This is a genomic window from Streptomyces olindensis (assembly GCF_040645895.1).
In the GTDB taxonomy this organism is placed as follows: domain Bacteria; phylum Actinomycetota; class Actinomycetes; order Streptomycetales; family Streptomycetaceae; genus Streptomyces; species Streptomyces olindensis.
This window is the reverse complement of record NZ_JBEYZD010000018.1, coordinates 97,653-120,668: the sequence shown is the minus strand read 5'-3', so window position 1 is coordinate 120,668 and position 23,016 is coordinate 97,653. Positions and strand designations below refer to the sequence as shown.

Annotated in this window: 21 protein-coding genes; 19 read left to right on the top strand and 2 right to left on the bottom strand. The window is 71.7% G+C overall.

Annotated elements, in window-relative coordinates; translation table 11 throughout:
• The first annotated feature begins 164 nt into the window (after positions 1 to 164).
• From ABZ948_RS14400 to nusB, 4 genes are all read left to right on the top strand, one after another.
• Positions 165 to 1,028: a Pro-rich N-terminal domain-containing protein gene (locus ABZ948_RS14400; protein ID WP_359759354.1), complete on the top strand. Its 864-nt coding sequence runs from the start codon at positions 165 to 167 to the stop codon at positions 1,026 to 1,028.
• A 193-nt stretch (positions 1,029 to 1,221) separates the two neighbouring features.
• Positions 1,222 to 2,331, top strand: a complete 1,110-nt coding sequence (locus tag ABZ948_RS14395; RefSeq protein ID WP_359759352.1) for an aminopeptidase P family protein — start codon at positions 1,222 to 1,224, stop codon at positions 2,329 to 2,331.
• Between the two features lie 49 nt (positions 2,332 to 2,380).
• A complete protein-coding gene (efp, locus tag ABZ948_RS14390; RefSeq protein ID WP_031116621.1) occupies positions 2,381 to 2,947 on the top strand; it encodes an elongation factor P in 567 nt (188 codons plus the stop codon).
• Positions 2,948 to 2,949: 2 nt separating this feature from the next.
• Entirely contained in the window at positions 2,950 to 3,384 is a 435-nt protein-coding gene (gene nusB, locus ABZ948_RS14385; protein ID WP_359759350.1) for a transcription antitermination factor NusB, read from the top strand.
• 161 nt (positions 3,385 to 3,545) lie between these two features.
• On the opposite strand, the gene bldD is transcribed toward nusB, so the two are convergent.
• Positions 3,546 to 4,049, bottom strand: coding sequence for a transcriptional regulator BldD (bldD, locus tag ABZ948_RS14380; RefSeq protein WP_086170636.1), 504 nt, complete (start codon positions 4,047 to 4,049; stop codon positions 3,546 to 3,548).
• A gap of 266 nt (positions 4,050 to 4,315) precedes the next feature.
• On the opposite strand from bldD, the gene pyrR reads away from it, so the two are divergent.
• The 14 genes from pyrR to ABZ948_RS14310 all read left to right on the top strand — a co-directional run bounded on the left by pyrR (position 4,316) and on the right by ABZ948_RS14310 (position 20,917).
• A complete protein-coding gene (gene pyrR, locus ABZ948_RS14375) occupies positions 4,316 to 4,882 on the top strand; it encodes a bifunctional pyr operon transcriptional regulator/uracil phosphoribosyltransferase PyrR (RefSeq protein ID WP_359759348.1) in 567 nt (188 codons plus the stop codon).
• A 97-nt stretch (positions 4,883 to 4,979) separates the two neighbouring features.
• The gene (locus ABZ948_RS14370; protein WP_359759346.1) at positions 4,980 to 5,957 is read left to right on the top strand and encodes an aspartate carbamoyltransferase catalytic subunit; all 978 of its coding nucleotides are present in this window, start codon (positions 4,980 to 4,982) and stop codon (positions 5,955 to 5,957) included.
• A gap of 5 nt (positions 5,958 to 5,962) precedes the next feature.
• Entirely contained in the window at positions 5,963 to 7,249 is a 1,287-nt protein-coding gene (locus ABZ948_RS14365; protein WP_359759344.1) for a dihydroorotase, read from the top strand.
• Positions 7,246 to 7,815, top strand: a complete 570-nt coding sequence (locus ABZ948_RS14360) for a PH-like domain-containing protein (protein WP_359759342.1) — start codon at positions 7,246 to 7,248, stop codon at positions 7,813 to 7,815. The genes ABZ948_RS14365 and ABZ948_RS14360 overlap by 4 nt, the downstream gene beginning before the upstream one ends.
• Complete coding sequence (gene carA, locus ABZ948_RS14355) at positions 7,812 to 8,954, top strand: glutamine-hydrolyzing carbamoyl-phosphate synthase small subunit (RefSeq protein WP_359759340.1); 1,143 nt, start codon at positions 7,812 to 7,814, stop codon at positions 8,952 to 8,954. Before ABZ948_RS14360 ends, carA begins: the two co-directional genes overlap by 4 nt.
• Positions 8,947 to 12,255, top strand: a complete 3,309-nt coding sequence (gene carB / locus ABZ948_RS14350) for a carbamoyl-phosphate synthase large subunit (RefSeq protein ID WP_359759338.1) — start codon at positions 8,947 to 8,949, stop codon at positions 12,253 to 12,255. Before carA ends, carB begins: the two co-directional genes overlap by 8 nt.
• A 70-nt stretch (positions 12,256 to 12,325) precedes the next feature.
• The gene (locus tag ABZ948_RS14345) at positions 12,326 to 13,432 is read left to right on the top strand and encodes a quinone-dependent dihydroorotate dehydrogenase (RefSeq protein WP_359759336.1); all 1,107 of its coding nucleotides are present in this window, start codon (positions 12,326 to 12,328) and stop codon (positions 13,430 to 13,432) included.
• On the top strand, positions 13,429 to 14,274 hold the full coding sequence (gene pyrF / locus ABZ948_RS14340; RefSeq protein ID WP_359759334.1) for an orotidine-5'-phosphate decarboxylase: 846 nt from the start codon (positions 13,429 to 13,431) through the stop codon (positions 14,272 to 14,274). The genes ABZ948_RS14345 and pyrF overlap by 4 nt, the downstream gene beginning before the upstream one ends.
• A 266-nt stretch (positions 14,275 to 14,540) precedes the next feature.
• Positions 14,541 to 14,864: an integration host factor gene (locus ABZ948_RS14335; protein ID WP_003977346.1), complete on the top strand. Its 324-nt coding sequence runs from the start codon at positions 14,541 to 14,543 to the stop codon at positions 14,862 to 14,864.
• Between the two features lie 58 nt (positions 14,865 to 14,922).
• Positions 14,923 to 15,516, top strand: coding sequence for a guanylate kinase (gene gmk, locus ABZ948_RS14330; protein WP_359759332.1), 594 nt, complete (start codon positions 14,923 to 14,925; stop codon positions 15,514 to 15,516).
• Positions 15,517 to 15,586: 70 nt separating this feature from the next.
• Entirely contained in the window at positions 15,587 to 15,859 is a 273-nt protein-coding gene (gene rpoZ, locus ABZ948_RS14325; RefSeq protein ID WP_003988945.1) for a DNA-directed RNA polymerase subunit omega, read from the top strand.
• A 138-nt stretch (positions 15,860 to 15,997) separates the two neighbouring features.
• Positions 15,998 to 17,200: a bifunctional phosphopantothenoylcysteine decarboxylase/phosphopantothenate--cysteine ligase CoaBC gene (gene coaBC, locus ABZ948_RS14320; RefSeq protein ID WP_359759330.1), complete on the top strand. Its 1,203-nt coding sequence runs from the start codon at positions 15,998 to 16,000 to the stop codon at positions 17,198 to 17,200.
• A 237-nt stretch (positions 17,201 to 17,437) separates the two neighbouring features.
• On the top strand, positions 17,438 to 18,646 hold the full coding sequence (gene metK, locus ABZ948_RS14315; protein WP_359759328.1) for a methionine adenosyltransferase: 1,209 nt from the start codon (positions 17,438 to 17,440) through the stop codon (positions 18,644 to 18,646).
• A gap of 111 nt (positions 18,647 to 18,757) precedes the next feature.
• Positions 18,758 to 20,917 carry a primosomal protein N' gene (locus ABZ948_RS14310; RefSeq protein WP_359759326.1) on the top strand — a complete coding sequence of 720 codons (2,160 nt, stop codon included), beginning with the start codon at positions 18,758 to 18,760 and terminating at the stop codon, positions 20,915 to 20,917.
• A 147-nt stretch (positions 20,918 to 21,064) separates the two neighbouring features.
• Here the strand turns inward: ABZ948_RS14310 and ABZ948_RS14305 are convergent, their stop codons facing one another.
• On the bottom strand, positions 21,065 to 21,610 hold the full coding sequence (locus ABZ948_RS14305) for a hypothetical protein (RefSeq protein ID WP_359759324.1): 546 nt from the start codon (positions 21,608 to 21,610) through the stop codon (positions 21,065 to 21,067).
• 326 nt (positions 21,611 to 21,936) lie between these two features.
• On the opposite strand from ABZ948_RS14305, the gene fmt reads away from it, so the two are divergent.
• Positions 21,937 to 22,869 (top strand): methionyl-tRNA formyltransferase, encoded by a 933-nt coding sequence (fmt, locus tag ABZ948_RS14300; protein WP_359759399.1) that lies wholly within the window; start codon positions 21,937 to 21,939, stop codon positions 22,867 to 22,869.
• Positions 22,870 to 23,016 lie beyond the last annotated feature (147 nt).

Here is a 23,016-nt window from a genome sequence, read left to right as displayed (position 1 = left end):
GTCCACCGGCGCGCCTTCCGCCCGAAATCGCCTTACGGGGCCGGGCACTTAGGGCCGCCCCCGGCCGTTCACACATCGACGACCGGGGGCGGTACCGTTCGGTAGCAGCGGGTTCCGCCCCCGCTGTCAGCGCCTATCGCCTGTACGAGACGGAGTGGCACCGGATGCAGCACGCAGTGGGTTCTCCGCTGCCGCCGCCCCATCAGCCGGGGCACGGACCGGCCACCGGCTGGTCGCCGGCCGCACACCACCCGGGTCCACACCACCCGGGCGCGCACCAGGGCTCCGTGCCCGTACCCCCGCCGCCCCCGGCGCCCGGGTACCCCGCGCCCCCGCCCGGCGCGGTCGCGCCGCCTCCGCAGGCCTCCGTTCCCCCGCCGCCGGACACCACCGGCCATGTGCCCCTGCCGCCGGGCGGCCCGGTCGCCATGCCGAGCGCGCCCCCCGCCGCCGCGGCTCCCGACCCCGCCGGCACGACGCTCGCCGTGCTGCTCATCGGCCCCGCGGGCGCGGGCAAGACCAGCGTCGCCAAGTACTGGGCGGACCACCGCCGCGTGCCCACGGCGCACATCAGCCTCGACGACGTGCGCGAGTGGGTCCGCTCCGGCTTCGCCGACCCGCAGTCCGGGTGGAACGACAACTCCGAGGCGCAGTACCGCCTGGCCCGCCGCACCTGCGGTTTCGCCGCGCGGAACTTCCTCGCCAACGGCATCTCGTGCATCCTCGACGACGCGGTCTTCCCCGACCGGCCGGTCGTCGGCCTCGGCGGCTGGAAGCGCCACGTCGGGCCCGGCCTGCTGCCGGTCGTCCTCCTCCCCGGGCTGGACATCGTCCTCGAACGCAACGCGGAGCGCTCGGGCAACCGGCGGCTGTCGGACGAGGAGGTCGCCCGTATCCATGGCCGCATGGCCGGGTGGTACGGATCCGGGCTGCCGATCATCGACAACTCGCAGCTGGACGTCCCGGAGACGGCGAGGGTGCTGGACGACGTCCTGGCCCGCTCCATCGCCAGCCCACCGCCCTGGTGAGCGCCCCTTGGATGAGCGCCCTCAGGGGCGCGGGGAACTGCGCGCAAAGCCCCCGCACAGCCGCAGACGGCTCACACCCTCGCGCGGCACGACCTCTCCCGAACAGCACCCTCACCCACCCGGACGCTCCGGGCACCGCCCACTCAGACGCCCTCAACCGGCGCCAAACCGGCGGAGCTCATACGCTCGGGTCATGTCAGAGGTGTACGCGGCCCGCCGGACGCGTCTGAGAGAATACTGCAACGCGGGCGGCAGCGCGGCGGCGCTGGTCTCCCGCCCCGCCAACGTGCGCTATCTCGCGGGCGCCGCCCCGCACGGCGCCGTTCTGCTGCTCGGCAAGACCGAGGACCTCCTGCTGTGTCCCGGCTCGTCCGCGGACCGGCCCACGCAGGAGCGCCCCGACGAGGCCCTGCGCGTACAGACCCTGCCCGGAGCCGGCGGCGGTGACCCCGCCGTCGCGGCGGCCCGCCTCGCCACGGGTCAGGGCGCCGACTCCCTCGCCGTGGAGGAGCACCACCTCACCGTGGCCCGGCACAGAGCCCTCGGCTCGGTCGCCCCCCGGCTGCGCCTGGCCAACCTCGGCAGCGCCGTCGAGCAGCTCCGGGTCGTCAAGGACGAGGAGGAGATCTCCTGCCTCCGCATCGGCGCCGAGATCGCCGACCAGGCCCTCGGTGAACTGCTGGAGTCCATCCTCGTCGGCCGCACCGAGCGCCACCTCGCCCTGGAGCTGGAGAGGCGACTGGTCGATCACGGAGCGGACGGCCCGGCCTTCCGGACCTCCGTGGGCACGGGGCCCAATGCCGGCCGCCCGGGGCACCGCCCCACCGACCGCCGCGTCGAGGAGGGCGACTTCCTCTCCGTCTGCCTCGGCGCGACCTACCGCGGCTACCGCTGCGAGATCGGCCGCACGTTCGTCATCGGCACCGCTCCCGCGGACTGGCAGATCGAGCTCTACGACCTGGTCTTCGCCGCCCAGCGGGCCGGACGTGAGAGCCTGGTACCCGGCGCCGCCTGCCGGGACGTCGACCGCGCCGCCCGCCAGGTCCTCGACTCCGCGGGGTACACGGAGGGCCTCACGGTCCTCACCGGACACGGTGTCGGGCTCGAAATCGACGAGGACCCTCAGTTGAGCCCGGCGGCCATGGGTAAACTGGACGCTTGCGTGCCGGTCACCGTCGAACCGGGGGTCCACCTCCCGGGCCGGGGCGGCGTCCGGATCGATGACACGCTCGTCGTCCGCCCCGAGGCGGACGGCGGACCCGAGCTACTCACCATCACGACCAAGGAGCTGCTCGCCCTGTAGGCAGGTGCGTGCCCCGGGGTCGTACGTCAGTCCAGGAGATTCCGCAACCGTGGCTTCCACGAACGACCTCAAGAACGGCATGGTGCTCAAGCTCGAAGGCGGCCAGCTCTGGTCCGTCGTCGAGTTCCAGCACGTCAAGCCCGGCAAGGGCCCGGCCTTCGTGCGCACCAAGCTCAAGAACGTGCTCTCCGGCAAGGTCGTCGACAAGACCTTCAACGCCGGCGTCAAGGTCGAAACGGCCACCGTCGACAAGCGCGACATGCAGTTCTCCTACATGGACGGCGAGTACTTCGTCTTCATGGACATGGAGACCTACGACCAGCTCATGGTCGACCGCAAGGCCGTCGGCGACGCCGCCAACTTCCTCATCGAGGGCTTCATGGCCACCGTCGCCCAGCACGAGGGCGAGGTGCTCTTCGTGGAGCTCCCGGCCGCCGTCGAGCTGACCGTCCAGGAGACCGAGCCGGGCGTCCAGGGCGACCGCTCCACCGGTGGCACCAAGCCCGCCACACTGGAGACGGGCCACCAGATCCAGGTCCCGCTCTTCATCACCACCGGTGAGAAGATCAAGGTCGACACCCGCACCAGCGACTACCTCGGCCGGGTGAACAGCTAACCGTGGCTGCCCGCAACACGGCCCGCAAGCGCGCCTTCCAGATCCTCTTCGAGGGCGACCAGCGCGGCGCCGACGTCCAGACGGTCCTCGCGGACTGGGTCCGGCACTCCCGGACGGACACGCGGCAGCCGCCGGTGAGCGAGTACACGATGGAGCTGGTCGAGGGCTACGCGCAGCACGCGAAGCGCATCGACGAGCTGATCGCCCAGTACTCGGTCGGCTGGACGCTCGACCGGATGCCGGTCGTCGACCGCAACATCCTGCGCCTCGGTGCCTACGAGCTGATCTGGGTCGACGAGACCCCGGACGCCGTCGTCCTCGACGAGATGGTGCAGCTGGCGAAGGAGTTCTCCACGGACGAGTCGCCCTCGTTCGTGAACGGCCTGCTCGGCAGGCTGAAGGAGCTCAAGCCCTCGCTGCGCCGCGACGAGGTCTGAGACAGACAGAACGCCGGAGGGCCCGCAGCGTCACCGCCGCGGGCCCTCCGGCGTTCCCGTACGGCCGGGCTCGCCCAGGCCGTCAGAACGCCGCCGGGGTGGCCGGAACCGTACAGTTCCAGCCACCCCGGCGGCACGTTTCTGCGCTCCTCGCGGAGTGCTCAGCTCTCCTCGTGGGTCGCCACCGCGCGGCGCGCGTCCGCGTCCAGGACACCCCAGCTGATCAGCTGCTCGGTGAGCACCGAGGGCGACTGGTCGTAGATGACGGCGAGTGTGCGCAGGTCGTCCTGGCGGATCGAGAGCACCTTGCCGTTGTAGTCACCGCGCTGCGACTGGATCGTGGCCGCGTAGCGCTGCAGGGGGCCCGCCTTCTCGGCCGGCACCGTGGCCAGCCGCTCCAGGTCCAGGACCAGCTTCGGCGGCGGCTCGGCGGCGCCGCCCGGGGTCGTGCCCGGAAGCAGCTCCTGCACCGGAACGCCGTAGAAGTCCGCCAGCTCGGCAAGGCGCTGCACGGTCACGGCGCGGTCACCGCGCTCGTACGAACCGACCACGACCGCCTTCCAGCGTCCCTGGGACTTCTCCTCGACACCGTGGAGGGAAAGGCCCTGCTGGGTGCGGATCGCCCGGAGCTTGGCCCCGAGCTGTTTGGCGTATTCGCTGGACATATAGCTCCCCGGCACTGTGTCGACGCGTCTGGCGTGGGTGCCAGCCCGCGCGGCTGGTAACTCACTGTGAGGTTACGCAGCGTTACTCTGCCGCGTCAAGCCGAATGGTCCGCACCGACTCTTCCGTGGTATCGGCACCCCGTTGGGCCGAATAGGTGATCCGAGGGGGCCGTCCGGGCGATCGCGGGGGCCTGCTACCGTGGATGGCGCAATCCCGACGTCCTTTAAGGTCCGTCCCGTGAGGCGGAGAAGGAGGTCCGTTTCGTATGGACAAGCACGACGCGCAGTCCGATGCCCGGCCCGTTCTCGAAGGGCCCGACATCGCGCGGGTACTGACCCGCATCGCCCACGAGATCGTCGAACGCGCCAAGGGCGCCGACGACGTGGTGCTCCTCGGCATCCCGACCCGGGGCGTCTTCCTCGCCCGGCGGATCGCCGACAAGCTCGAGCAGATCACCGAGCGCAAGGTTCCGTGCGGCTCGCTCGACATCACCATGTACCGCGACGACCTGCGCATGCACCCGCCGCGTGCGCTGGCCCGCACCGAGATCCCCGGTGACGGCCTGGACGGCAAGCTGGTCGTCCTCGTCGACGACGTGCTCTTCTCCGGCCGCACCATCCGCGCCGCCCTCGACGCCCTGAACGACATCGGGCGCCCGCGCGCGGTGCAGCTCGCGGTCCTCGTCGACCGCGGTCACCGGGAACTGCCCATCCGCGCCGACTACGTCGGCAAGAACCTCCCCACGTCGTTGCGGGAGACGGTCAAGGTCCAGCTCGCCGAGGAGGACGGTCGCGACACCGTGCTGCTCGGCGCCAAGCAGACCGCCCAGTAGCGCCCCGGGCGTACGCCGTCGGCGTACGCCGGCTCTGTGCGCCCTGGCGCACCCGTCTGCCCGAATTCCAGTTGAACTGCCTTACGGAGCCTGACAGATGCAGCGTCATCTCATCTCGGCCGCCGACCTCACCCGCGACGACGCCGTCCTGATCCTCGACACCGCCGAGGAGATGGCCCGGGTCGCCGACCGGCCGATCAAGAAGCTGCCGACCCTGCGCGGCCGCACGATCGTCAACCTCTTCTTCGAGGACTCCACGCGCACGCGGATCTCCTTCGAGGCCGCCGAGAAGCGGCTGTCCGCGGACGTCATCAACTTCTCCGCCAAGGGCTCCAGCGTCTCCAAGGGCGAGTCCCTGAAGGACACCGCCCAGACCCTGGAGGCCATGGGCGTCGACGCCGTCGTCATCCGGCACGGCGCCTCGGGAGCCCCCTACCGGCTGGCAAACTCCGGCTGGATCGACGCCGCCGTCGTCAACGCCGGCGACGGCACCCACCAGCACCCCACCCAGGCCCTGCTGGACGCCTTCACCATGCGCCGCCGCCTGATCGGACCGGACGCCGGACTCGGCCAGGACCTCGCCGGCCGGCGCATCACGATCGTCGGCGACGTCCTGCACAGCCGGGTCGCCCGCTCCAACGTCGACCTGCTGCACACCCTGGGCGCCGAGGTCACCCTCGTCGCCCCGCCCACCCTGCTGCCGGTCGGCATCGAGACCTGGCCCTGCGAGGTCTCCTACGACCTCGACAGCACCCTGCCCAAGTCCGACGCGGTGATGATGCTGCGCGTCCAGCGCGAGCGGATGAACGCCGCCTTCTTCCCGACCGAGCGCGAGTACTCCCGGCGCTACGGCCTCGACGGCGACCGCATGGCGCGGATGCCCGAGCACGCCGTCGTGATGCACCCCGGGCCGATGGTCCGCGGCATGGAGATCACCGCCGAGGTCGCCGACTCCGACCGCTGCACCGTCGTCGAGCAGGTCGCAAACGGAGTGTCCATCCGGATGGCCGTCCTGTACCTGCTGCTGGGCGGCAACGAACCCGCCGTCACCCACCCCCGTACCGAGGAGAAGTAAGACAGATGAGCAAGATCCTGATCCGCGGTGCGAAGGTGCTCGGCGGCGAGCCGCAGGACGTGCTGATCGACGGGCAGACGATCGCGGAGGTCGGTGCCGGACTGAGCGCCGAGGGCGCCGAGGTCGTCGAGGCCGACGGGAAGGTCCTGCTGCCCGGCCTGGTCGACCTGCACACGCATCTGCGCGAGCCCGGCCGTGAGGACTCCGAGACCGTCCTCACCGGCACCCGGGCCGCGGCCTCCGGCGGCTACACCACCGTGTTCGCCATGGCCAACACCTTCCCGGTCGCCGACACCGCCGGTGTCGTCGAGCAGGTCTGGCGGCTCGGCAAGGAGCACGGCTACTGCGACGTCCAGCCGATCGGCGCCGTCACCGTCGGCCTGGAGGGCAGGAAGCTCGCCGAGCTGGGCGCCATGCACGAGTCGGCCGCGGGCGTCACCGTCTTCTCCGACGACGGCAAGTGCGTCCACGACGCCGTGATCATGCGCCGCGCCCTGGAGTACGTGAAGGCATTCGGCGGTGTGATCGCGCAGCACGCGCAGGAGCCGCGGCTGACCGAGGGCGCCGAGATGAACGAGGGCGTCGTCTCCGCCGAGCTGGGCCTCGGGGGCTGGCCGGCGGTGGCCGAAGAATCGATCATCGCCCGGGATGTCCTGCTCGCCGACCACGTCGGCTCCCGCGTCCACATCTGCCACCTGTCGACCGCCGGGTCCGTCGAGATCGTCCGCTGGGCCAAGTCGCGCGGCATCGCCGTCACCGCCGAGGTCACCCCGCACCACCTCCTCCTCACCGACGAGCTGGTCCGCACGTACAACCCGGTCTACAAGGTCAACCCGCCGCTGCGCACCGAGCGGGACGTCATGGCCCTGCGCGAGGCGCTCGCCGACGGCACCATCGACATCGTCGCCACGGACCACGCCCCGCACCCGCACGAGGACAAGGACTGCGAGTGGGCCGCGGCCGCCATGGGCATGGTGGGGCTGGAGACGGCGTTGTCAGTGGTCCAGGAGACCATGGTCGACACGGGCCTGCTGGACTGGGCCGGCGTCGCCGACCGCATGTCCTTCAAGCCCGCGCAGATCGGACAGGCCACGGGCCACGGCCGTCCCGTCTCGGCAGGTGAGCCCGCCAACCTCACCCTGGTCGACACGGCATACCGTGGGCTCGTGGAACCCGCGGGCTTCGCCTCGCGCAGCCGCAACACCCCCTACGAGGGGCGTGAGCTGCCGGGCCGTGTGACGCACACGTGGCTGCGGGGCAAGGCCACGCTCGTCGACGGGAAGCTCACGTGACACCTGTACTGCTGCTGGCCGCCGAGAAGGAATCGGCGCAAGTGACCGACTGGGCCGCCCGCATCGGCTGGGTCGTCGGCCTCGCCCTCTTCGTCGCGCTCGTCTACTGGCTGATGCGCGAGGGCTGGAAGTGGCGCGGCACCCTCCAGGGCGACCTGCCCGAGCTGCCCACCACCCCGGACGACCCGGGCCCGGCGCGCCTGACCATGAGCGGCCGCTACCACGGCTCGACCACCGCCGGGCAGTGGCTCGACCGCATCGTCGCCCAGGGCCTGGGCACCCGCAGCCGCGCCGAGCTCACCCTCACCGACGCCGGACTGGACGTCGTACGCCCCGGGGCGACCGACTTCTTCGTCCCGGCCGCGGCTCTGCGCGAGGCCCGGCTCGACAAGGGCATCGCCGGCAAGGTGCTCACCGAGGGCGGCCTGCTGGTCGTCACCTGGGCGCACGGCGACCGGCTGATCGACTCCGGCTTCCGCTCCGACCACGCGGCCGAGCACAACGAGTGGGTCGAAGCCCTCAACTCCATGATCGAAACGAACACCAGGGAAGGCGCCGAACGATGACCACCTCCACCAGGGGAGCCGCCAAAACTCCCGCCGTACTCGTCCTGGAGGACGGCCGGGTCTTCCGGGGCCGCGCCTACGGGGCCGTGGGGGAGACCTTCGGCGAAGCGGTGTTCTCCACCGGCATGACCGGCTACCAGGAGACCCTCACCGACCCGTCGTACCACCGCCAGGTCGTGGTGATGACCGCCCCGCACGTCGGCAACACCGGCGTCAACGACGAGGACATGGAGTCCAAGCGCATCTGGGTCTCCGGTTACGTCGTGCGCGACCCCGCGCGCGTGCCGTCCAGCTGGCGCTCCCGGCGCACGCTCGACGAGGAGCTGGCCGCACAGGGCGTCGTCGGGATCTCCGGCATCGACACCCGCGCCCTCACCCGCCACCTGCGCGAGCGCGGCGCCATGCGCGTCGGCATCTTCAGCGGGGACGCCGTCCAGGACGACAGCGCGCTCCTCGCGCGCGTGCAGGAAGCCCCGCAGATGAAGGGCGCGAACCTCTCCGCCGAGGTCGCCACCACCGAGCCCTACGTCGTGCCCGCGATCGGCGAGAAGAAGTTCACCGTCGCCGCCGTCGACCTCGGCATCAAGGGCATGACCCCGCACCGCATGGCCGAGCGCGGCATCGAGGTGCACGTCCTGCCGGCGACCGCGACCGTCGAGGACGTCTACGCGGTGAACCCGGACGGCGTGTTCTTCTCCAACGGCCCGGGCGACCCGGCCACCGCCGACCACGCCGTCTCCGTCATGCAGGGCGTGCTGGAGCGCGGCACCCCGCTGTTCGGCATCTGCTTCGGCAACCAGATCCTGGGCCGCGCCCTCGGCTTCGGCACCTACAAGCTGAAGTACGGCCACCGCGGCATCAACCAGCCGGTGCAGGACCGCACGACCGGCAAGGTCGAGGTCACCGCGCACAACCACGGCTTCGCCGTCGACGCCCCGCTCGAGAAGGTCTCCGAGACCCCGTTCGGCCGCGCCGAGGTGTCGCACGTCTGCCTGAACGACAACGTGGTGGAGGGGCTCCAGCTCCTTGACCGCCCCGCCTTCAGCGTCCAGTACCACCCCGAAGCAGCGGCCGGCCCGCACGACGCCGCCTACCTGTTCGACCGCTTCGTGAAGCTCATGGAGGGCCAGCGTGCCTAAGCGCACCGATATCCAGTCCGTCCTGGTCATCGGCTCCGGCCCGATCGTCATCGGCCAGGCCGCCGAGTTCGACTACTCCGGCACCCAGGCGTGCCGCGTCCTCAAGGCCGAGGGCCTGCGGGTCGTCCTGGTGAACTCCAACCCGGCGACGATCATGACCGACCCGGAGATCGCCGACGCCACGTACGTCGAGCCGATCACCCCCGAGTTCGTCGAGAAGATCATCGCCAAGGAGCGCCCCGACGCGCTGCTGCCCACCCTGGGCGGCCAGACGGCCCTCAACACGGCCATCTCGCTGCACGAGAACGGCGTCCTCGACAAGTACGGCGTCGAGCTGATCGGCGCCAACGTCGAGGCGATCCACAAGGGCGAGGACCGCGACCAGTTCAAGGAGGTCGTGGAGGAGGTCCGCAAGAAGATCGGCCACGGCGAGTCCGCCCGGTCCTACATCTGCCACTCCATGGACGACGTCCTCAAGGGCGTCGAGGAGCTCGGCGGCTACCCGGTCGTCGTCCGCCCCTCCTTCACCATGGGCGGCGCCGGCTCCGGCTTCGCCCACGACGAGGAGGAGCTGCGCCGCATCGCCGGCCAGGGCCTCACCCTCTCGCCGACCACCGAGGTCCTCCTGGAGGAGTCCATCCTCGGCTGGAAGGAGTACGAGCTGGAGCTGATGCGCGACAAGCACGACAACGTCGTGGTCGTCTGCTCCATCGAGAACTTCGACCCCATGGGCGTGCACACGGGTGACTCGATCACGGTCGCCCCGGCGATGACCCTCACCGACCGCGAGTACCAGACCCTCCGCGACATCGGCATCGCCGTGATCCGCGAGGTCGGCGTCGACACCGGCGGCTGCAACATCCAGTTCGCGGTGAACCCCGCCGACGGCCGCGTCATCGTCATCGAGATGAACCCGCGCGTCTCCCGGTCCTCGGCCCTGGCCTCCAAGGCCACCGGCTTCCCGATTGCCAAGATCGCCGCCAAGCTCGCCGTCGGCTACACGCTGGACGAGATCCCGAACGACATCACCCAGGAGACCCCGGCCTCCTTCGAGCCCACGCTCGACTACGTGGTCGTGAAGGCCCCCCGCTTCGCCTTCGAGAAGTTCCCGAGCGCCGACTCCACCCTCACCACCACCATGAAGTCGGTCGGCGAGGCCATGGCCATCGGCCGCAACTTCACCGAGGCCTTCCAGAAGGCCCTGCGCTCCCTGGAGAAGAAGGGCAGCCAGTTCACCTTCGTCGGCGAGACCGGCGACAAGGACGAGCTGCTGCGCGCGTCGGTCCGCCCCACCGACGGCCGGATCAACACCGTCATGCAGGCCATCCGCGCGGGCGCCACGCCCGAGGAGGTCTTCGAGTACACGAAGATCGACCCCTGGTTCGTCGACCAGCTCTTCCTGATCAAGGAGATCGCCGACGAGCTGGCGGCCGCCCCGGAGCTGACCACCGACCTGCTCGCCGAGGCCAAGCGGCACGGCTTCTCCGACCAGCAGATCGGCGAGATCCGCGGCCTGCGCGAGGACGTCGTCCGCGAGGTCCGGCACGCGCTCGGTATCCGCCCGGTCTACAAGACGGTCGACACCTGCGCCGCCGAGTTCGCCGCCAAGACGCCGTACTTCTACTCCTCCTACGACGAGGAGACCGAGGTCGCGCCCCGGACCAAGCCGGCCGTCATCATCCTGGGCTCCGGCCCGAACCGTATCGGCCAGGGCATCGAGTTCGACTACTCCTGCGTCCACGCCTCCTTCGCGCTGAGCGACGCGGGCTACGAGACGGTGATGGTCAACTGCAACCCGGAGACCGTCTCCACGGACTACGACACCTCCGACCGCCTGTACTTCGAGCCGCTGACCCTCGAAGACGTGCTGGAGATCGTCCACGCCGAGCAGCAGGCCGGCCCGGTCGCGGGCGTCGTCGTCCAGCTCGGCGGCCAGACCCCGCTGGGCCTGTCGCAGGCGCTGAAGGACAACGGCGTGCCGATCGTCGGCACCTCCCCGGAGGCCATCCACGCCGCCGAGGACCGCGGCGCCTTCGGCCGGGTCCTCAAGGAGGCCGGCCTCCCGGCCCCCAAGCACGGCACCGCCACCACCTTCGCCGAGGCCAAGGCCATCGCCGACGAGATCGGCTACCCGGTCCTGGTGCGCCCCTCGTACGTCCTCGGCGGACGCGGCATGGAGATCGTCTACGACGAGACCCGCCTGGAGGCGTACATCGCCGAGTCGACCGAGATCAGCCCGTCCCGGCCGGTCCTCGTCGACCGGTTCCTCGACGACGCGATCGAGATCGACGTCGACGCGCTCTACGACGGTGAGGAGCTGTACCTCGGCGGCGTCATGGAGCACATCGAGGAGGCCGGCATCCACTCCGGCGACTCGGCGTGCGCCCTGCCCCCGATCACGCTCGGCGGCTTCGACATCAAGCGCCTGCGCGCCTCCACGGAGGGCATCGCCAAGGGCGTCGGGGTCCGCGGCCTGATCAACATCCAGTTCGCGCTCGCGGGCGATATCCTCTACGTCCTGGAGGCCAACCCGCGCGCCTCCCGGACCGTCCCCTTCACCTCGAAGGCGACGGCGGTGCCGCTGGCCAAGGCCGCCGCCCGGATCTCACTGGGGGCGACCATCGCCGAGCTGCGCGCCGAGGGGCTGCTCCCGGCCACCGGCGACGGCGGCGAGCTGCCGTTCGACGCGCCGATCTCCGTGAAGGAGGCCGTCATGCCGTGGTCGCGCTTCCGCGACATCCACGGCCGCGGCGTCGACACGGTCCTCGGCCCGGAGATGCGCTCCACCGGCGAGGTCATGGGCATCGACTCCGTCTTCGGCACGGCGTACGCCAAGTCGCAGGCGGGCGCCTACGGCCCGCTGCCCACCAAGGGCCGCGCGTTCATCTCGGTCGCCAACCGCGACAAGCGCTCGATGATCTTCCCGGCCCGTGAGCTGGTCGCGCACGGCTTCGAGCTGCTCGCCACCTCCGGCACGGCCGAGGTCCTCAAGCGCAACGGCATCAACGCCACGGTCGTGCGCAAGCAGTCCGAGGGCACGGGCCCGAACGGCGAGAAGACCATCGTCCAGCTCATCCACGACGGCGAGGTCGACCTCATCGTCAACACCCCGTACGGCACCGGCGGCCGCCTCGACGGCTACGACATCCGTACGGCGGCCGTGGCACGGTCCGTGCCGTGCCTGACGACGGTCCAGGCGCTCGCCGCGGCGGTCCAGGGCATCGACGCCCTCAACCGCGGCGACGTGAGCGTCCGCTCGCTCCAGGAACACGCGGAACACCTGACCGCGGCCCGCGACTAGCAGCCCCGAGGGGGACACCGGAAACGGTGTCCCCCTCTTCGTGAGGACACCACGTCCTCGTGAGGACAGCATGTACAAGATCTTCTTCAATCTGCTCTTCAAGCGGATGGACCCGGAGCAGGCGCACCACCTCGCCTTCCGCTGGATCCGCCTGGCAGCCCGCGTGCCCGTGCTGCGCACCTTCCTCGCGGCCGCCCTCGCGCCCCGCCACAAGGAGCTGCGCACCGAGGCCCTCGGCCTGCGCATGCACGGCCCCTTCGGTCTCGCCGCGGGCTTCGACAAGAACGCCGTCGGCATCGACGGCATGGCCATGCTCGGCTTCGACCATGTCGAGATCGGCACGGTGACCGGCGAACCGCAGCCCGGCAACCCCAAGCAGCGGCTGTTCCGCCTGGTGAAGGACCGGGCGCTGATCAACCGCATGGGCTTCAACAACGACGGCTCGCTCCGGGTCGCCGCCCGCCTGGCCTCCCGGACGCCCGTCTTCAAGACCGTCGTCGGCGTCAACATCGGCAAGACCAAGGTCGTTCCGGAGGAGGAGGCCGTCGCGGACTACGTGAAGTCCGCCGAGCGGCTCGCGCCCTACGCCGACTACCTGGTGGTCAACGTCTCCTCGCCGAACACGCCGGGGCTGCGCAACCTCCAGGCCACCGAGGCCCTGCGCCCCCTGCTGAGCGCCGTCCGCGAGGCCGCCGACCGCACGGTGCCGGCGCGGCGCGTCCCGCTCCTGGTCAAGATCGCCCCGGACCTCGCCGACGAGGACGTCGACGCCGTCGCCGACCTCGCCGTGGAACTCGGCCTGGACGGGATCATCGCCACGAACACCACCATCGCGCGCGACGGACTCGGCCTGAAGTCCGACGCCTCGCTGACCGAGGAGACCGGCGGCCTGTCCGGGGCGCCCCTGAAGGAACGCTCCCTGGAGGTCCTGCGCCGCCTCTACGCGCGCGTGGGCGACCGGATCACCCTGGTGGGCGTCGGGGGCGTGGAGAACGCCGAGGACGCCTGGCAGCGCATCCTGGCCGGTGCCACGCTGGTCCAGGGCTACAGCGCCTTCGTCTACGAGGGGCCCTTCTACGCCCGCGCGATCCACAAGGGGCTCGCCGCGCGCCTGCGCACCAGCCCGTACGCCACGCTCGCCGACGCGGTGGGCGCCGACGTGAGGAAGACGGCATGAGTGGTCTCGAACCCTTCGGCGCCCGCCTGCGCCGGGCGATGGACGAGCGCGGCCCGCTGTGCGTCGGCATCGACCCGCACGCCTCCCTGCTCGCCGAGTGGGGCCTGAACGACGACGTGGCGGGCCTGGAGCGGTTCAGCCGCACGGTCGTCGAGGCCGTGGCCGACCGGGTCGCCGTGCTCAAGCCGCAGAGCGCGTTCTTCGAGCGCTTCGGCTCGCGCGGGCTCGCCGTGCTGGAGAAGTCCGTCGCCGAGGCCCGGGCGGCCGGCGCCCTGGTCGTGATGGACGCCAAGCGCGGCGACATCGGCTCGACCATGGCCGCCTACGCCGAGTCCTTCCTGCACAAGGACGCGCCGCTGTTCTCCGACGCGCTCACGGTCTCGCCGTACCTCGGCTACGGCTCGCTCAGCCCGGCCGTCGCGCTGGCCCGGGAGAGCGGCGCGGGGCTGTTCGTGCTGGCGCTGACGTCCAACCCGGAGGGCGGCGAGGTCCAGCACGCCGTGCGCGCCGACGGCCGGAACGTCGGAGCGACGATGCTCGCCCACCTCGCCGCCGAGAACGCGGGGGAGGAGCCCCTGGGGTCCTTCGGCGCGGTCGTCGGCGCCACCCTGGGTGATCTGTCGACCTACGACCTCGACATCAACGGCCCGCTCCTCGCGCCCGGCATCGGCGCCCAGGGGGCCACGCCGGCCGATCTTCCCCGGGTCTTCGGCGCCGCCGTGCGCAACGTCGTGCCGAACGTCAGCCGGGGAGTGCTACGCCACGGTCCCGACGCGGTCGCTCTGCGTGACGCGGCGGAACGCTTCGCGGAGGAGATCCGTCACACCGTGGCGGCGTCCTGACCTCTTCCCGAGACCTCCGATGAGTGGTCCGGGGCCCGCTTGAGTCTGAATACATCCTCAAATCCGGGGCAGTATGTCCTAAATGTCCGTTCAGATGAAGGCTGACCAGGACTTTTCCGCTGTTCTCGCTGACTCTGGCGGACTTGCCCGCTAGTCTCCGACGAGAGTGAACGGGCAAGCGTGTTGCTCGTGGCTCCCCAGGTGTGGGGCGACTAGGTTCCTCACCGGTCCGTATCCGACAGTTCGACATCCGAGGTGACGTAGGCGTGGCTCTTCCGCCCCTTACCCCTGAACAGCGCGCAGCCGCGCTCGAAAAGGCCGCCGCGGCTCGCCGGGAGCGGGCCGAGGTCAAGAATCGACTCAAGCACTCCGGCGCCTCCCTCCACGAGGTCATCAAGCAGGGCCAGGAGAACGACGTCATCGGCAAGATGAAGGTCTCCGCCCTTCTTGAGTCCCTGCCGGGCGTGGGCAAGGTCCGCGCCAAGCAGATCATGGAGCGACTCGGTATCTCCGAGAGCCGCCGCGTGCGCGGCCTCGGTTCCAACCAGATCGCCTCCCTGGAGCGCGAGTTCGGCAGCACCGGCTCCTGAACCGGGCACTCCGGGGAAGCGAGTCCCGGGCACTCCGGGATTGCTGGATAATCGCTGCATGGCAGTAACACCCCGGGGGACGTCCCCCGTACCCCCGGACGCACGTCCGCGGCTGACCGTGCTCTCCGGCCCCTCAGGGGTCGGCAAGAGCACGGTCGTCGCCCATATGCGCAAGGAACATCCCGAGGTCTGGCTCTCCGTGTCGGCGACGACCCGCAAGCCCCGCCCCGGCGAGCAGCACGGAGTCCACTACTTCTTCGTCACCGACGACGAGATGGACAAGCTGATCGCCAACGGCGAACTGCTGGAGTGGGCCGAGTTCGCCGGCAACCGCTACGGCACGCCGCGTGCGGCCGTGCAGGAGCGCCTGGAGAAGGGCGAGCCCGTACTCCTCGAGATCGACCTGCAGGGCGCCCGCCTGGTCCGGGAGTCGATGCCCGAGGCCCAGCTGGTGTTCCTGGCTCCCCCCTCCTGGGAGGAGCTGGTGCGCAGACTGACCGGGCGGGGCACCGAACCGCCCGAGGTGATCGAGCGCAGGCTCGAGGCCGCCAAGATCGAGTTGGCCGCCGAGCCGGAGTTCGACACGACGCTGGTCAACACCTCCGTCGAGGACGTGGCGCGCGAGCTGCTAGCCTTGATGAACGTCGTGTGACCATCGCTGATCGATCCGGTCCTCGCTGATCACCCCGACAGAATCTTTCCCATCCATCGGAAGGTAGAGCGTGTCCTCTTCCATCTCCGCGCCCGAGGGCATCATCAACCCGCCGATCGACGAGCTCCTCGAGGCCACCGACTCGAAGTACAGCCTCGTGATCTACGCGGCCAAGCGGGCCCGCCAGATCAACGCGTACTACTCGCAGCTCGGCGAGGGTCTCCTCGAGTACGTCGGTCCTCTCGTCGACACCCACGTCCACGAGAAGCCGCTCTCGATCGCCCTCCGCGAGATCAACGCGGGGCTCCTGACGTCCGAGGCCGTCGAGGGCCCGGCGCAGTAAGTAGTATTTGCAGCTTGATGCTGACTTTTCCACAGGCCCGGCAGGCCGACTGCCGGGCCTGTGGTGTGTCATGGAGTCGTACGGTGTGCCGGGCGCCGAGGTCCGGGTCGCCGAGTCCGGGGAGAGACGGGGAGAGACGTGGACAAGCCGAAGGTCGTTCTGGGGGTCAGCGGCGGCATCGCCGCGTACAAGGCCTGTGAGCTGCTGCGGCGGCTGACGGAGTCGGGCCACGACGTGCGCGTGGTGCCCACGGCCTCCGCGCTGCAGTTCGTCGGCGCCGCCACCTGGTCCGCGCTCTCCGGGAACCCGGTCTCCACCGAGGTCTGGGACGACGTGCACGAGGTGCCGCACGTCCGCATCGGACAGCACGCCGACCTGGTCGTCGTCGCCCCGGCCACCGCCGACATGCTCGCCAAGGCGGCCCACGGCATCGCCGACGACCTCCTCACCAACACCCTGCTCACCGCCCGCTGCCCGGTCGTCTTCGCCCCCGCCATGCACACGGAGATGTGGGAGCACCCGGCCACCCAGGAGAACGTGGCGACGCTGCGCCGCCGCGGCGCCCTCGTCATCGAGCCCGCCGTGGGCCGCCTCACGGGCGTCGACACCGGCAAGGGCCGGCTGCCCGACCCGGCCGAGATCTTCGAGGTCTGCCGCCGGGTCCTGGCCCGGGGCGTCCGGGAGCCGGACCTCAAGGGGCGGCACGTCGTCATCAGCGCCGGGGGCACCCGCGAGCCCCTGGACCCCGTCCGGTTCCTCGGCAACCGCTCCTCCGGCAAGCAGGGCTACGCCCTCGCCCGCACGGCGGCCGCCCGCGGCGCCAGGGTCACGCTGATCGCGGCCAACAGCACCCTGCCCGACCCGGCGGGCGTGGACGTCGTCCCGGTCGGCACGGCCGTGCAGCTGCGCGAGGCGGTGCTGAAGGCCGCCGCCGACGCCGACGCCGTGGTGATGGCGGCGGCGGTGGCGGACTTCCGCCCGGCGACGTACGCGGCCGGGAAGATCAAGAAGAAGGACGACCAGGAGCCGGAGCCGATCACCCTGGTGCGGAATCCGGACATCCTCGCGGAGGTCTCCGCCGACCGGTCACGCGCCGGGCAGGTGGTCGTCGGCTTCGCCGCGGAGACGGACGACGTCCTCGCCAACGGCCGCGCCAAGCTGAAGCGCAAGGGGTGCGATCTGCTGGTGGTGAACGAGGTGGGCGAGCGCAAGACCTTCGGTTCCGAGGAGAACGAGGCGGTCGTGCTCGGCGCCGACGGCAGTGAGACGGCGGTGCCGCACGGCCCCAAGGAGGCCCTGGCCGAAACCGTGTGGGACCTGGTCACCGAGCGCCTCCGCTGATGCTCCAGTCGCCCTCGAAGCCGATCAAACCCGGCCGATCGAGGCGTGGCGCCTCTGGCCAACGCCGCTCGGCATTGGGCAGAATGCCCGTGCCGCAGGTCACAGCACTCCCGAGTGGCGAGACAGGGGGACCGTGGCCGAAGCGTGACCGATAAACTGTTCCACGGACGGCGCCGGGTGCAGCCCCCGCCGTCCGCCAATGATCAGCCAGCAGCCGCTGCAACCACAGGGAGCGTTGTGTCCCGTCGCCTGTTCACCTCGGAGTCCGTGACCGAGGGTCACCCCGACAAGATCGCTGACCAGATCAGCGACACCATTCTCGACGCGCTCCTGCGCGAAGACCCGTCCTCCCGGGTCGCCGTCGAGACCCTGATCACGACCGGCCTGGTGCACGTGGCCGGCGAGGTCACGACCAAGACGTACGCGGACATCGCGACGCTGGTCCGGAACAAGATCCTCGAAATCGGCTACGACTCCTCCAAGAAGGGCTTCGACGGCGCCTCCTGCGGCGTCTCGGTGTCGATCGGCGCCCAGTCGCCCGACATCGCCCAGGGCGTGGACACGGCGTACGAGAACCGTGTCGAGGGCGACGAGGACGAGCTCGACAAGCAGGGCGCGGGCGACCAGGGCCTGATGTTCGGCTACGCGACGGACGAGACGCCGACGCTGATGCCGCTGCCGATCTTCCTGGCTCACCGCCTGTCGAAGCGCCTGTCCGACGTGCGCAAGAACGGCACGATCCCCTACCTCCGGCCGGACGGCAAGACCCAGGTCACCATCGAGTACGACGGCGACAAGGCGGTCCGCCTGGACACCGTCGTCGTCTCCTCCCAGCACGCGTCCGACATCGACCTGGACTCGCTCCTGGCGCCGGACATCAAGGAGTTCGTGGTCGAGCCGGAGCTGAAGGCCCTCCTGGACGACGGCATCAAGCTCGACACGGAGAACTACCGTCTGCTGGTGAACCCCACCGGCCGCTTCGAGATCGGCGGCCCGATGGGCGACGCCGGCCTGACCGGCCGCAAGATCATCATCGACACCTACGGCGGCATGGCCCGCCACGGCGGCGGCGCCTTCTCCGGCAAGGACCCGTCCAAGGTCGACCGCTCGGCGGCGTACGCGATGCGCTGGGTCGCCAAGAACGTGGTCGCCGCGGGTCTCGCCACCCGCTGCGAGGTCCAGGTCGCGTACGCGATCGGCAAGGCCGAGCCGGTCGGTCTGTTCGTCGAGACCTTCGGCACCGCCAAGATCGACACGGACCGGATCGAGAAGGCGATCGACGAGGTCTTCGACCTCCGCCCGGCCGCCATCATCCGCGACCTCGACCTGCTCCGCCCGATCTACTCCCAGACGGCGGCGTACGGCCACTTCGGCCGCGAGCTCCCCGACTTCACCTGGGAGCGCACGGACCGCGTGGACGCGCTGCGCAAGGCGGCGGGGCTGTAACGAGCCCCGAGGATTGAGGCCCGGTTCCCTTTCGGGAGCCGGGCCTTCGCCGTGTCCCGGGCCCCTCCCGGGCGCCGCCGGATGTCAGTGGTGTTTGGTAAGAATGCAAGCGTGAGCAGCGAGAACGAACAGGCGGGTGGCGGTGGCGAGGGTGCGCCGCCGGAGCAGCTCGCGCTCATCCGGGAGAGTGTGCGGAAGGCGAACACGCCCCGGGCCAAGCCGCGGACGTGGCGGGGGGCCGCGCTCGCCAAGGAGCTGCCCGTGGCGCGGGTGCTCGTCGACAAGGGCGTGCTGCATCTCGACCGGTACTTCGACTACGCCGTCCCGGAGGAGCTGGACGCTCAGGCCCAGCCGGGCGTGCGGGTCCGGGTGCGGTTCGGGGCCGGGCGGCACCGGGTGCGGGAGGGCCGTCGCGAGGGCGGCGGGCTGATCGACGGCTTCCTCGTCGAGCGGCTGCCCGAGTCCGACTACTCCGGGCCGCTGGCCGCCCTCGCCCAGGTCGTCTCGCCCGAGCCGGTGCTGAGCGAGGAGCTGCTGGGGCTGGCCCGGGCGGTCGCCGACCGGTACGCGGGCAGCCTCGCCGACGTCCTGCAGCTCGCCGTGCCCCCGCGCAACGCCCGGGCCGAGCAGCGCCCGTCGCCCGCGCCCCTGCCGCCGCCCCCGGCACCGGAGCCGGGGTCCTGGCAGCGGTACGAGCGGGGTGCGGCCTTCCTGGAGTCACTGGCCTCCGGCGGCGCGCCCCGGGCCGTGTGGAACGCGCTGCCCGGGCCGCAGTGGAGCGAGGAGCTGGCCCGGGCCGTCGCGGCGACGCTGGCCTCCGGCCGTGGGGCGCTCGTCGTCCTGCCCGACGGGCGCGCGGTCGCGCGGGCCGACGCCGCGCTGACGGCCCTGCTGGGGGAGGGGCGGCACGCGGTGCTCACCGCCGACGCAGGGCCCGAGAAGCGGTACGCGCAGTGGCTCGCGGTGCGGCGGGGATCCGTCCGGGCCGTGATCGGGACCCGGGCCGCGATGTTCGCGCCGGTCCAGGACCTCGGACTGGTCGCCCTCTGGGACGACGGGGACGACAGCCACAGCGAGCAGCACGCCCCGCAGCCGCACGCCCGCGAGGTGCTCCTGCTGCGCGCCGCCCAGGACAAGTGCGGCTTCCTGCTGGGGAGCTGGTCCTGCACGGTGGAGGCCGCTCAGCTCGTGGAGAGCGGATGGGCGCGGCCGCTCGTCGCCGGGCGGGAGCAGGTGCGCGGGGCCGCTCCGCTCGTACGGACCGTCGGGGACGGGGACCTCGCCCGGGACGAGGCCGCTCGCGCCGCCCGGCTGCCGAGCCTCGCCTGGCAGGCCGTCAGGGACGGTCTGCGGCAGGGGCCGGTGCTGGTGCAGGTGCCCCGGCGGGGGTACGTGCCGCGCATGGCGTGCGCCGGCTGCCGTGCGCCGGCGCGGTGCCGGCACTGCTCGGGGCCGTTGGAGACGCGGGACGGCGGTGCCCTGTGCTGCGGCTGGTGCGGGCGTGAGGAGAGCGGCTGGCACTGCCCGGAGTGCGGGTCCTTCCGGCTGCGGGCCTCGGTCGTGGGGGCGCGGCGGACCGCCGAGGAACTCGGACGGGCCTTTCCCGCCGTGCCGGTGCGGACCTCGGGGCGTGAACACGTGCTCGACACGGTGCCGGGAGCACCCGCGCTCGTCGTGAGTACGCCGGGGGCGGAGCCCGTCGCCGAGGGCGGTTACGCGGCGGCGCTGCTGCTGGACGGGTGGGCCATGCTCGGGCGGCCGGATCTGCGGGCGGGGGAGGACGCGTTGCGGCGGTGGATCGCGGCCGCGTCCCTGGTCCGGCCGCAGTCGGCCGGCGGCACGGTGGTGGTCGTCGCCGAGCCGACGCTGCGGCCCGTGCAGGCGCTCGTGCGGTGGGATCCCGTCGGACACGCGGTGCGCGAGCTGGCGGAGCGGGCCGAGCTGGGGTTTCCGCCGGTGTCGCGGATGGCGGCCGTGTCGGGACCGGCTGAGGCGGTGGCCGACTTCCTCCGTACGGCCGAAATGCCGCCGGAGGCCGAGGTGCTGGGGCCCGTGCCGCTGCCCGTTCCCCCTCCGGGGCGGCCGAGGCGGGCGGGGGCGCCGCCGCCCGGGGAGCAGTGGGAGCGGGCGTTGCTGCGGGTGCCGCCGGGCAAGGGCGCGGCCCTGGCCGCCGCGCTGAAGGCCGCGCAGGCCGCACGGATGGCCCGGGGGAGTGGGGGCGGGGGCGGTTCCGGGGTCTGGGTGCGGATCGACCCGGCGGATATCGGGTGAGGGGCGCTGCCGGGGCCGGTGGGGGGCGCTGATGCCGGTGGGTGTCGCACGGGTGCGAACGGTGGCCCTTGCCCGGTACCAGCGTGGCCCCGGAGATGCCGCCGCCCTCCCGGAAACGTGGTTCCAGGAGGGCGGAGCGAGGGAGGGTCAGCCGTTGCGCGGGCCCGGGAAGGCCGTCGGCCTTGCCTCGTCGCGGAGGACCGGGCTGCCTGCCGTCGGCTGTGTGGGCATGGAGCGGGCCGCGGGGACCGTCGGCACCGTGGGGAGGCCGGTGTTCACACTGACCGTGCGCGTGCCGGACGGCTCCGGCGTGCGCTCCGGCTCGGCCGCGGGCGACTGGGCCGTGGCACGGCGGGCGCCGTAACGGCGGTGCACCGCCTGTTTGGTGACTCCGAGAGCGGAGCCCACCGCGTCCCACGAGAAACCGAGTGAGCGGTCGAAGTCCACGGCCGCCGTGACCAGGGTCTCGACACTGTCCCGCAGCTCCTGGGCGAGACGGACGGTCGGAGCGGGGGCGCGCCCGTAGACGACGAAGCCCGTGGAGGGGCCGGAGCGGCGCGGGCGGTAGACGTTGCCCAGCTGGGCGGTGAGCGTGCGCAGTGCGTCCACCTGCCGGCGGACCCGCTCGATGTCCCGCACCAGCAAGTGCAGGCTGGCCCGAGCCTGGGCGTCGTGGGTTGCGTGGTCGGCCATGAACAAGCCTCTCGAACCGGCGTTGAAAGGAATGGGCCGCGATCGCGGCCCGAAGTGGTCAACTCTGTCTTGACCAACGCGGATTCGCTCCGCGGGTCACGGTGTGGGGGCGTGGGGGCATATGCGTGCGCCCGTTTGCGCGGGGTGTGCGCCTCGGCCTACGGCCTTCGGCTCTTGTCTCCCACCCGCGCACCGCCCGTAACTGTTGGCCGAGAGGCTCAGCTCTCCCGTGGGGGCTGGGCGCCGTCGGCGGCTTCCCGCCCCACGGCTCATAGACTTGTGTGCTGCCCGTCATCGACCCCCGCCCGAGAGGCCGCCACCACCCCATGAAGCTCGTCTTCGCCGGTACACCCGAGGTCGCCGTTCCCGCTCTGGACGCTCTGCTCGCCTCCGGGCGGCACGAGGTGGCCGCCGTCGTCACGCGGCCCGACGCGCCGGCCGGGCGCGGGCGCAGGCTCGTCGCGTCGCCCGTCGCCGAGCGGGCGGAGGAGGCCGGCATCGAGGTGCTGAAGCCCGCGAAGCCGAAGGACCCCGAATTCCTGGAGCGGCTGCGGGAGATCGGGCCGGACTGCTGCCCCGTCGTCGCCTACGGCGCGCTGCTGCCCCGGGTCGCCCTCGACGTCCCCGCGCACGGCTGGGTCAATCTGCACTTCTCCCTGCTGCCCGCCTGGCGGGGCGCCGCGCCCGTGCAGCACGCCATCATGGCCGGCGACGAGATCACCGGGGCCTCCACCTTCCTGATCGAGGAGGGGCTCGACTCCGGCCCGGTGTACGGGACGGTGACCGAGGAGATCCGGCCCACCGACACCAGCGGCGACCTGCTGACGCGGCTCGCCTTCGCCGGTGCCGGGCTGCTCGCGGCCACCATGGACGGGATCGAGGACGGCACCCTCAAGGCCGTGCCGCAGCCTGCCGAGGGGGTCACCCTGGCCCCCAAGGTCAACGTCGAGGACGCTCGCGTCGACTGCAACGCTCCCGCACTGCGCGTCGACCGGGTGGTGCGGGGCTGTACGCCGGCGCCCGGCGCCTGGACCACGTTCCGCGGTGAGCGGCTCAAGCTCATCCAGGTCACCCCCGTGCCCGAGCGGACGGACCTCGCCCCGGGGCAGATCGCGGCCGGGAAGAACAACGTGTACGTCGGCACCGGCTCCTACGGGGTCGAGCTGCTGTGGGTGCAGGCGCAGGGCAAGAAGCCGATGCGGGCGGCGGACTGGGCGCGCGGGGTGCGGATCTCCGAAGGGGAGCGACTCGGGAGCTGACCCGCCGCGGGGTAGCCGGCCGATGCGACTCGTCCCGCCTCGGGGGTAGCTGGCCGATGCGACTCGTCCCGCCTCGGGGGTAGCTGGCCGATGCGACTCGTCCCGCCTCGGGGGTAGCTGGCCGATGCGACTCGTCCCGCCTCGGGG

Bases quoted from the DNA above. Each gene is read 5' to 3' on its own strand.
- ABZ948_RS14400 (WP_359759354.1), top strand. From the start codon at position 165: ATGCAGCACGCAGTGGGTTCTCCGCTGCCGCCGCCCCATCAGCCGGGG.
- ABZ948_RS14395 (WP_359759352.1), top strand. From the start codon at position 1,222: ATGTCAGAGGTGTACGCGGCCCGCCGGACGCGTCTGAGAGAATACTGC.
- bldD (WP_086170636.1), bottom strand. From the start codon at position 4,049: ATGTCCAGCGAATACGCCAAACAGCTCGGGGCCAAGCTCCGGGCGATC.
- pyrR (WP_359759348.1), top strand. From the start codon at position 4,316: ATGGACAAGCACGACGCGCAGTCCGATGCCCGGCCCGTTCTCGAAGGG.
- ABZ948_RS14370 (WP_359759346.1), top strand. From the start codon at position 4,980: ATGCAGCGTCATCTCATCTCGGCCGCCGACCTCACCCGCGACGACGCC.
- ABZ948_RS14365 (WP_359759344.1), top strand. From the start codon at position 5,963: ATGAGCAAGATCCTGATCCGCGGTGCGAAGGTGCTCGGCGGCGAGCCG.
- carA (WP_359759340.1), top strand. From the start codon at position 7,812: ATGACCACCTCCACCAGGGGAGCCGCCAAAACTCCCGCCGTACTCGTC.
- ABZ948_RS14345 (WP_359759336.1), top strand. From the start codon at position 12,326: ATGTACAAGATCTTCTTCAATCTGCTCTTCAAGCGGATGGACCCGGAG.
- pyrF (WP_359759334.1), top strand. From the start codon at position 13,429: ATGAGTGGTCTCGAACCCTTCGGCGCCCGCCTGCGCCGGGCGATGGAC.
- gmk (WP_359759332.1), top strand. From the start codon at position 14,923: ATGGCAGTAACACCCCGGGGGACGTCCCCCGTACCCCCGGACGCACGT.
- ABZ948_RS14305 (WP_359759324.1), bottom strand. From the start codon at position 21,610: ATGGCCGACCACGCAACCCACGACGCCCAGGCTCGGGCCAGCCTGCAC.
- fmt (WP_359759399.1), top strand. From the start codon at position 21,937: ATGAAGCTCGTCTTCGCCGGTACACCCGAGGTCGCCGTTCCCGCTCTG.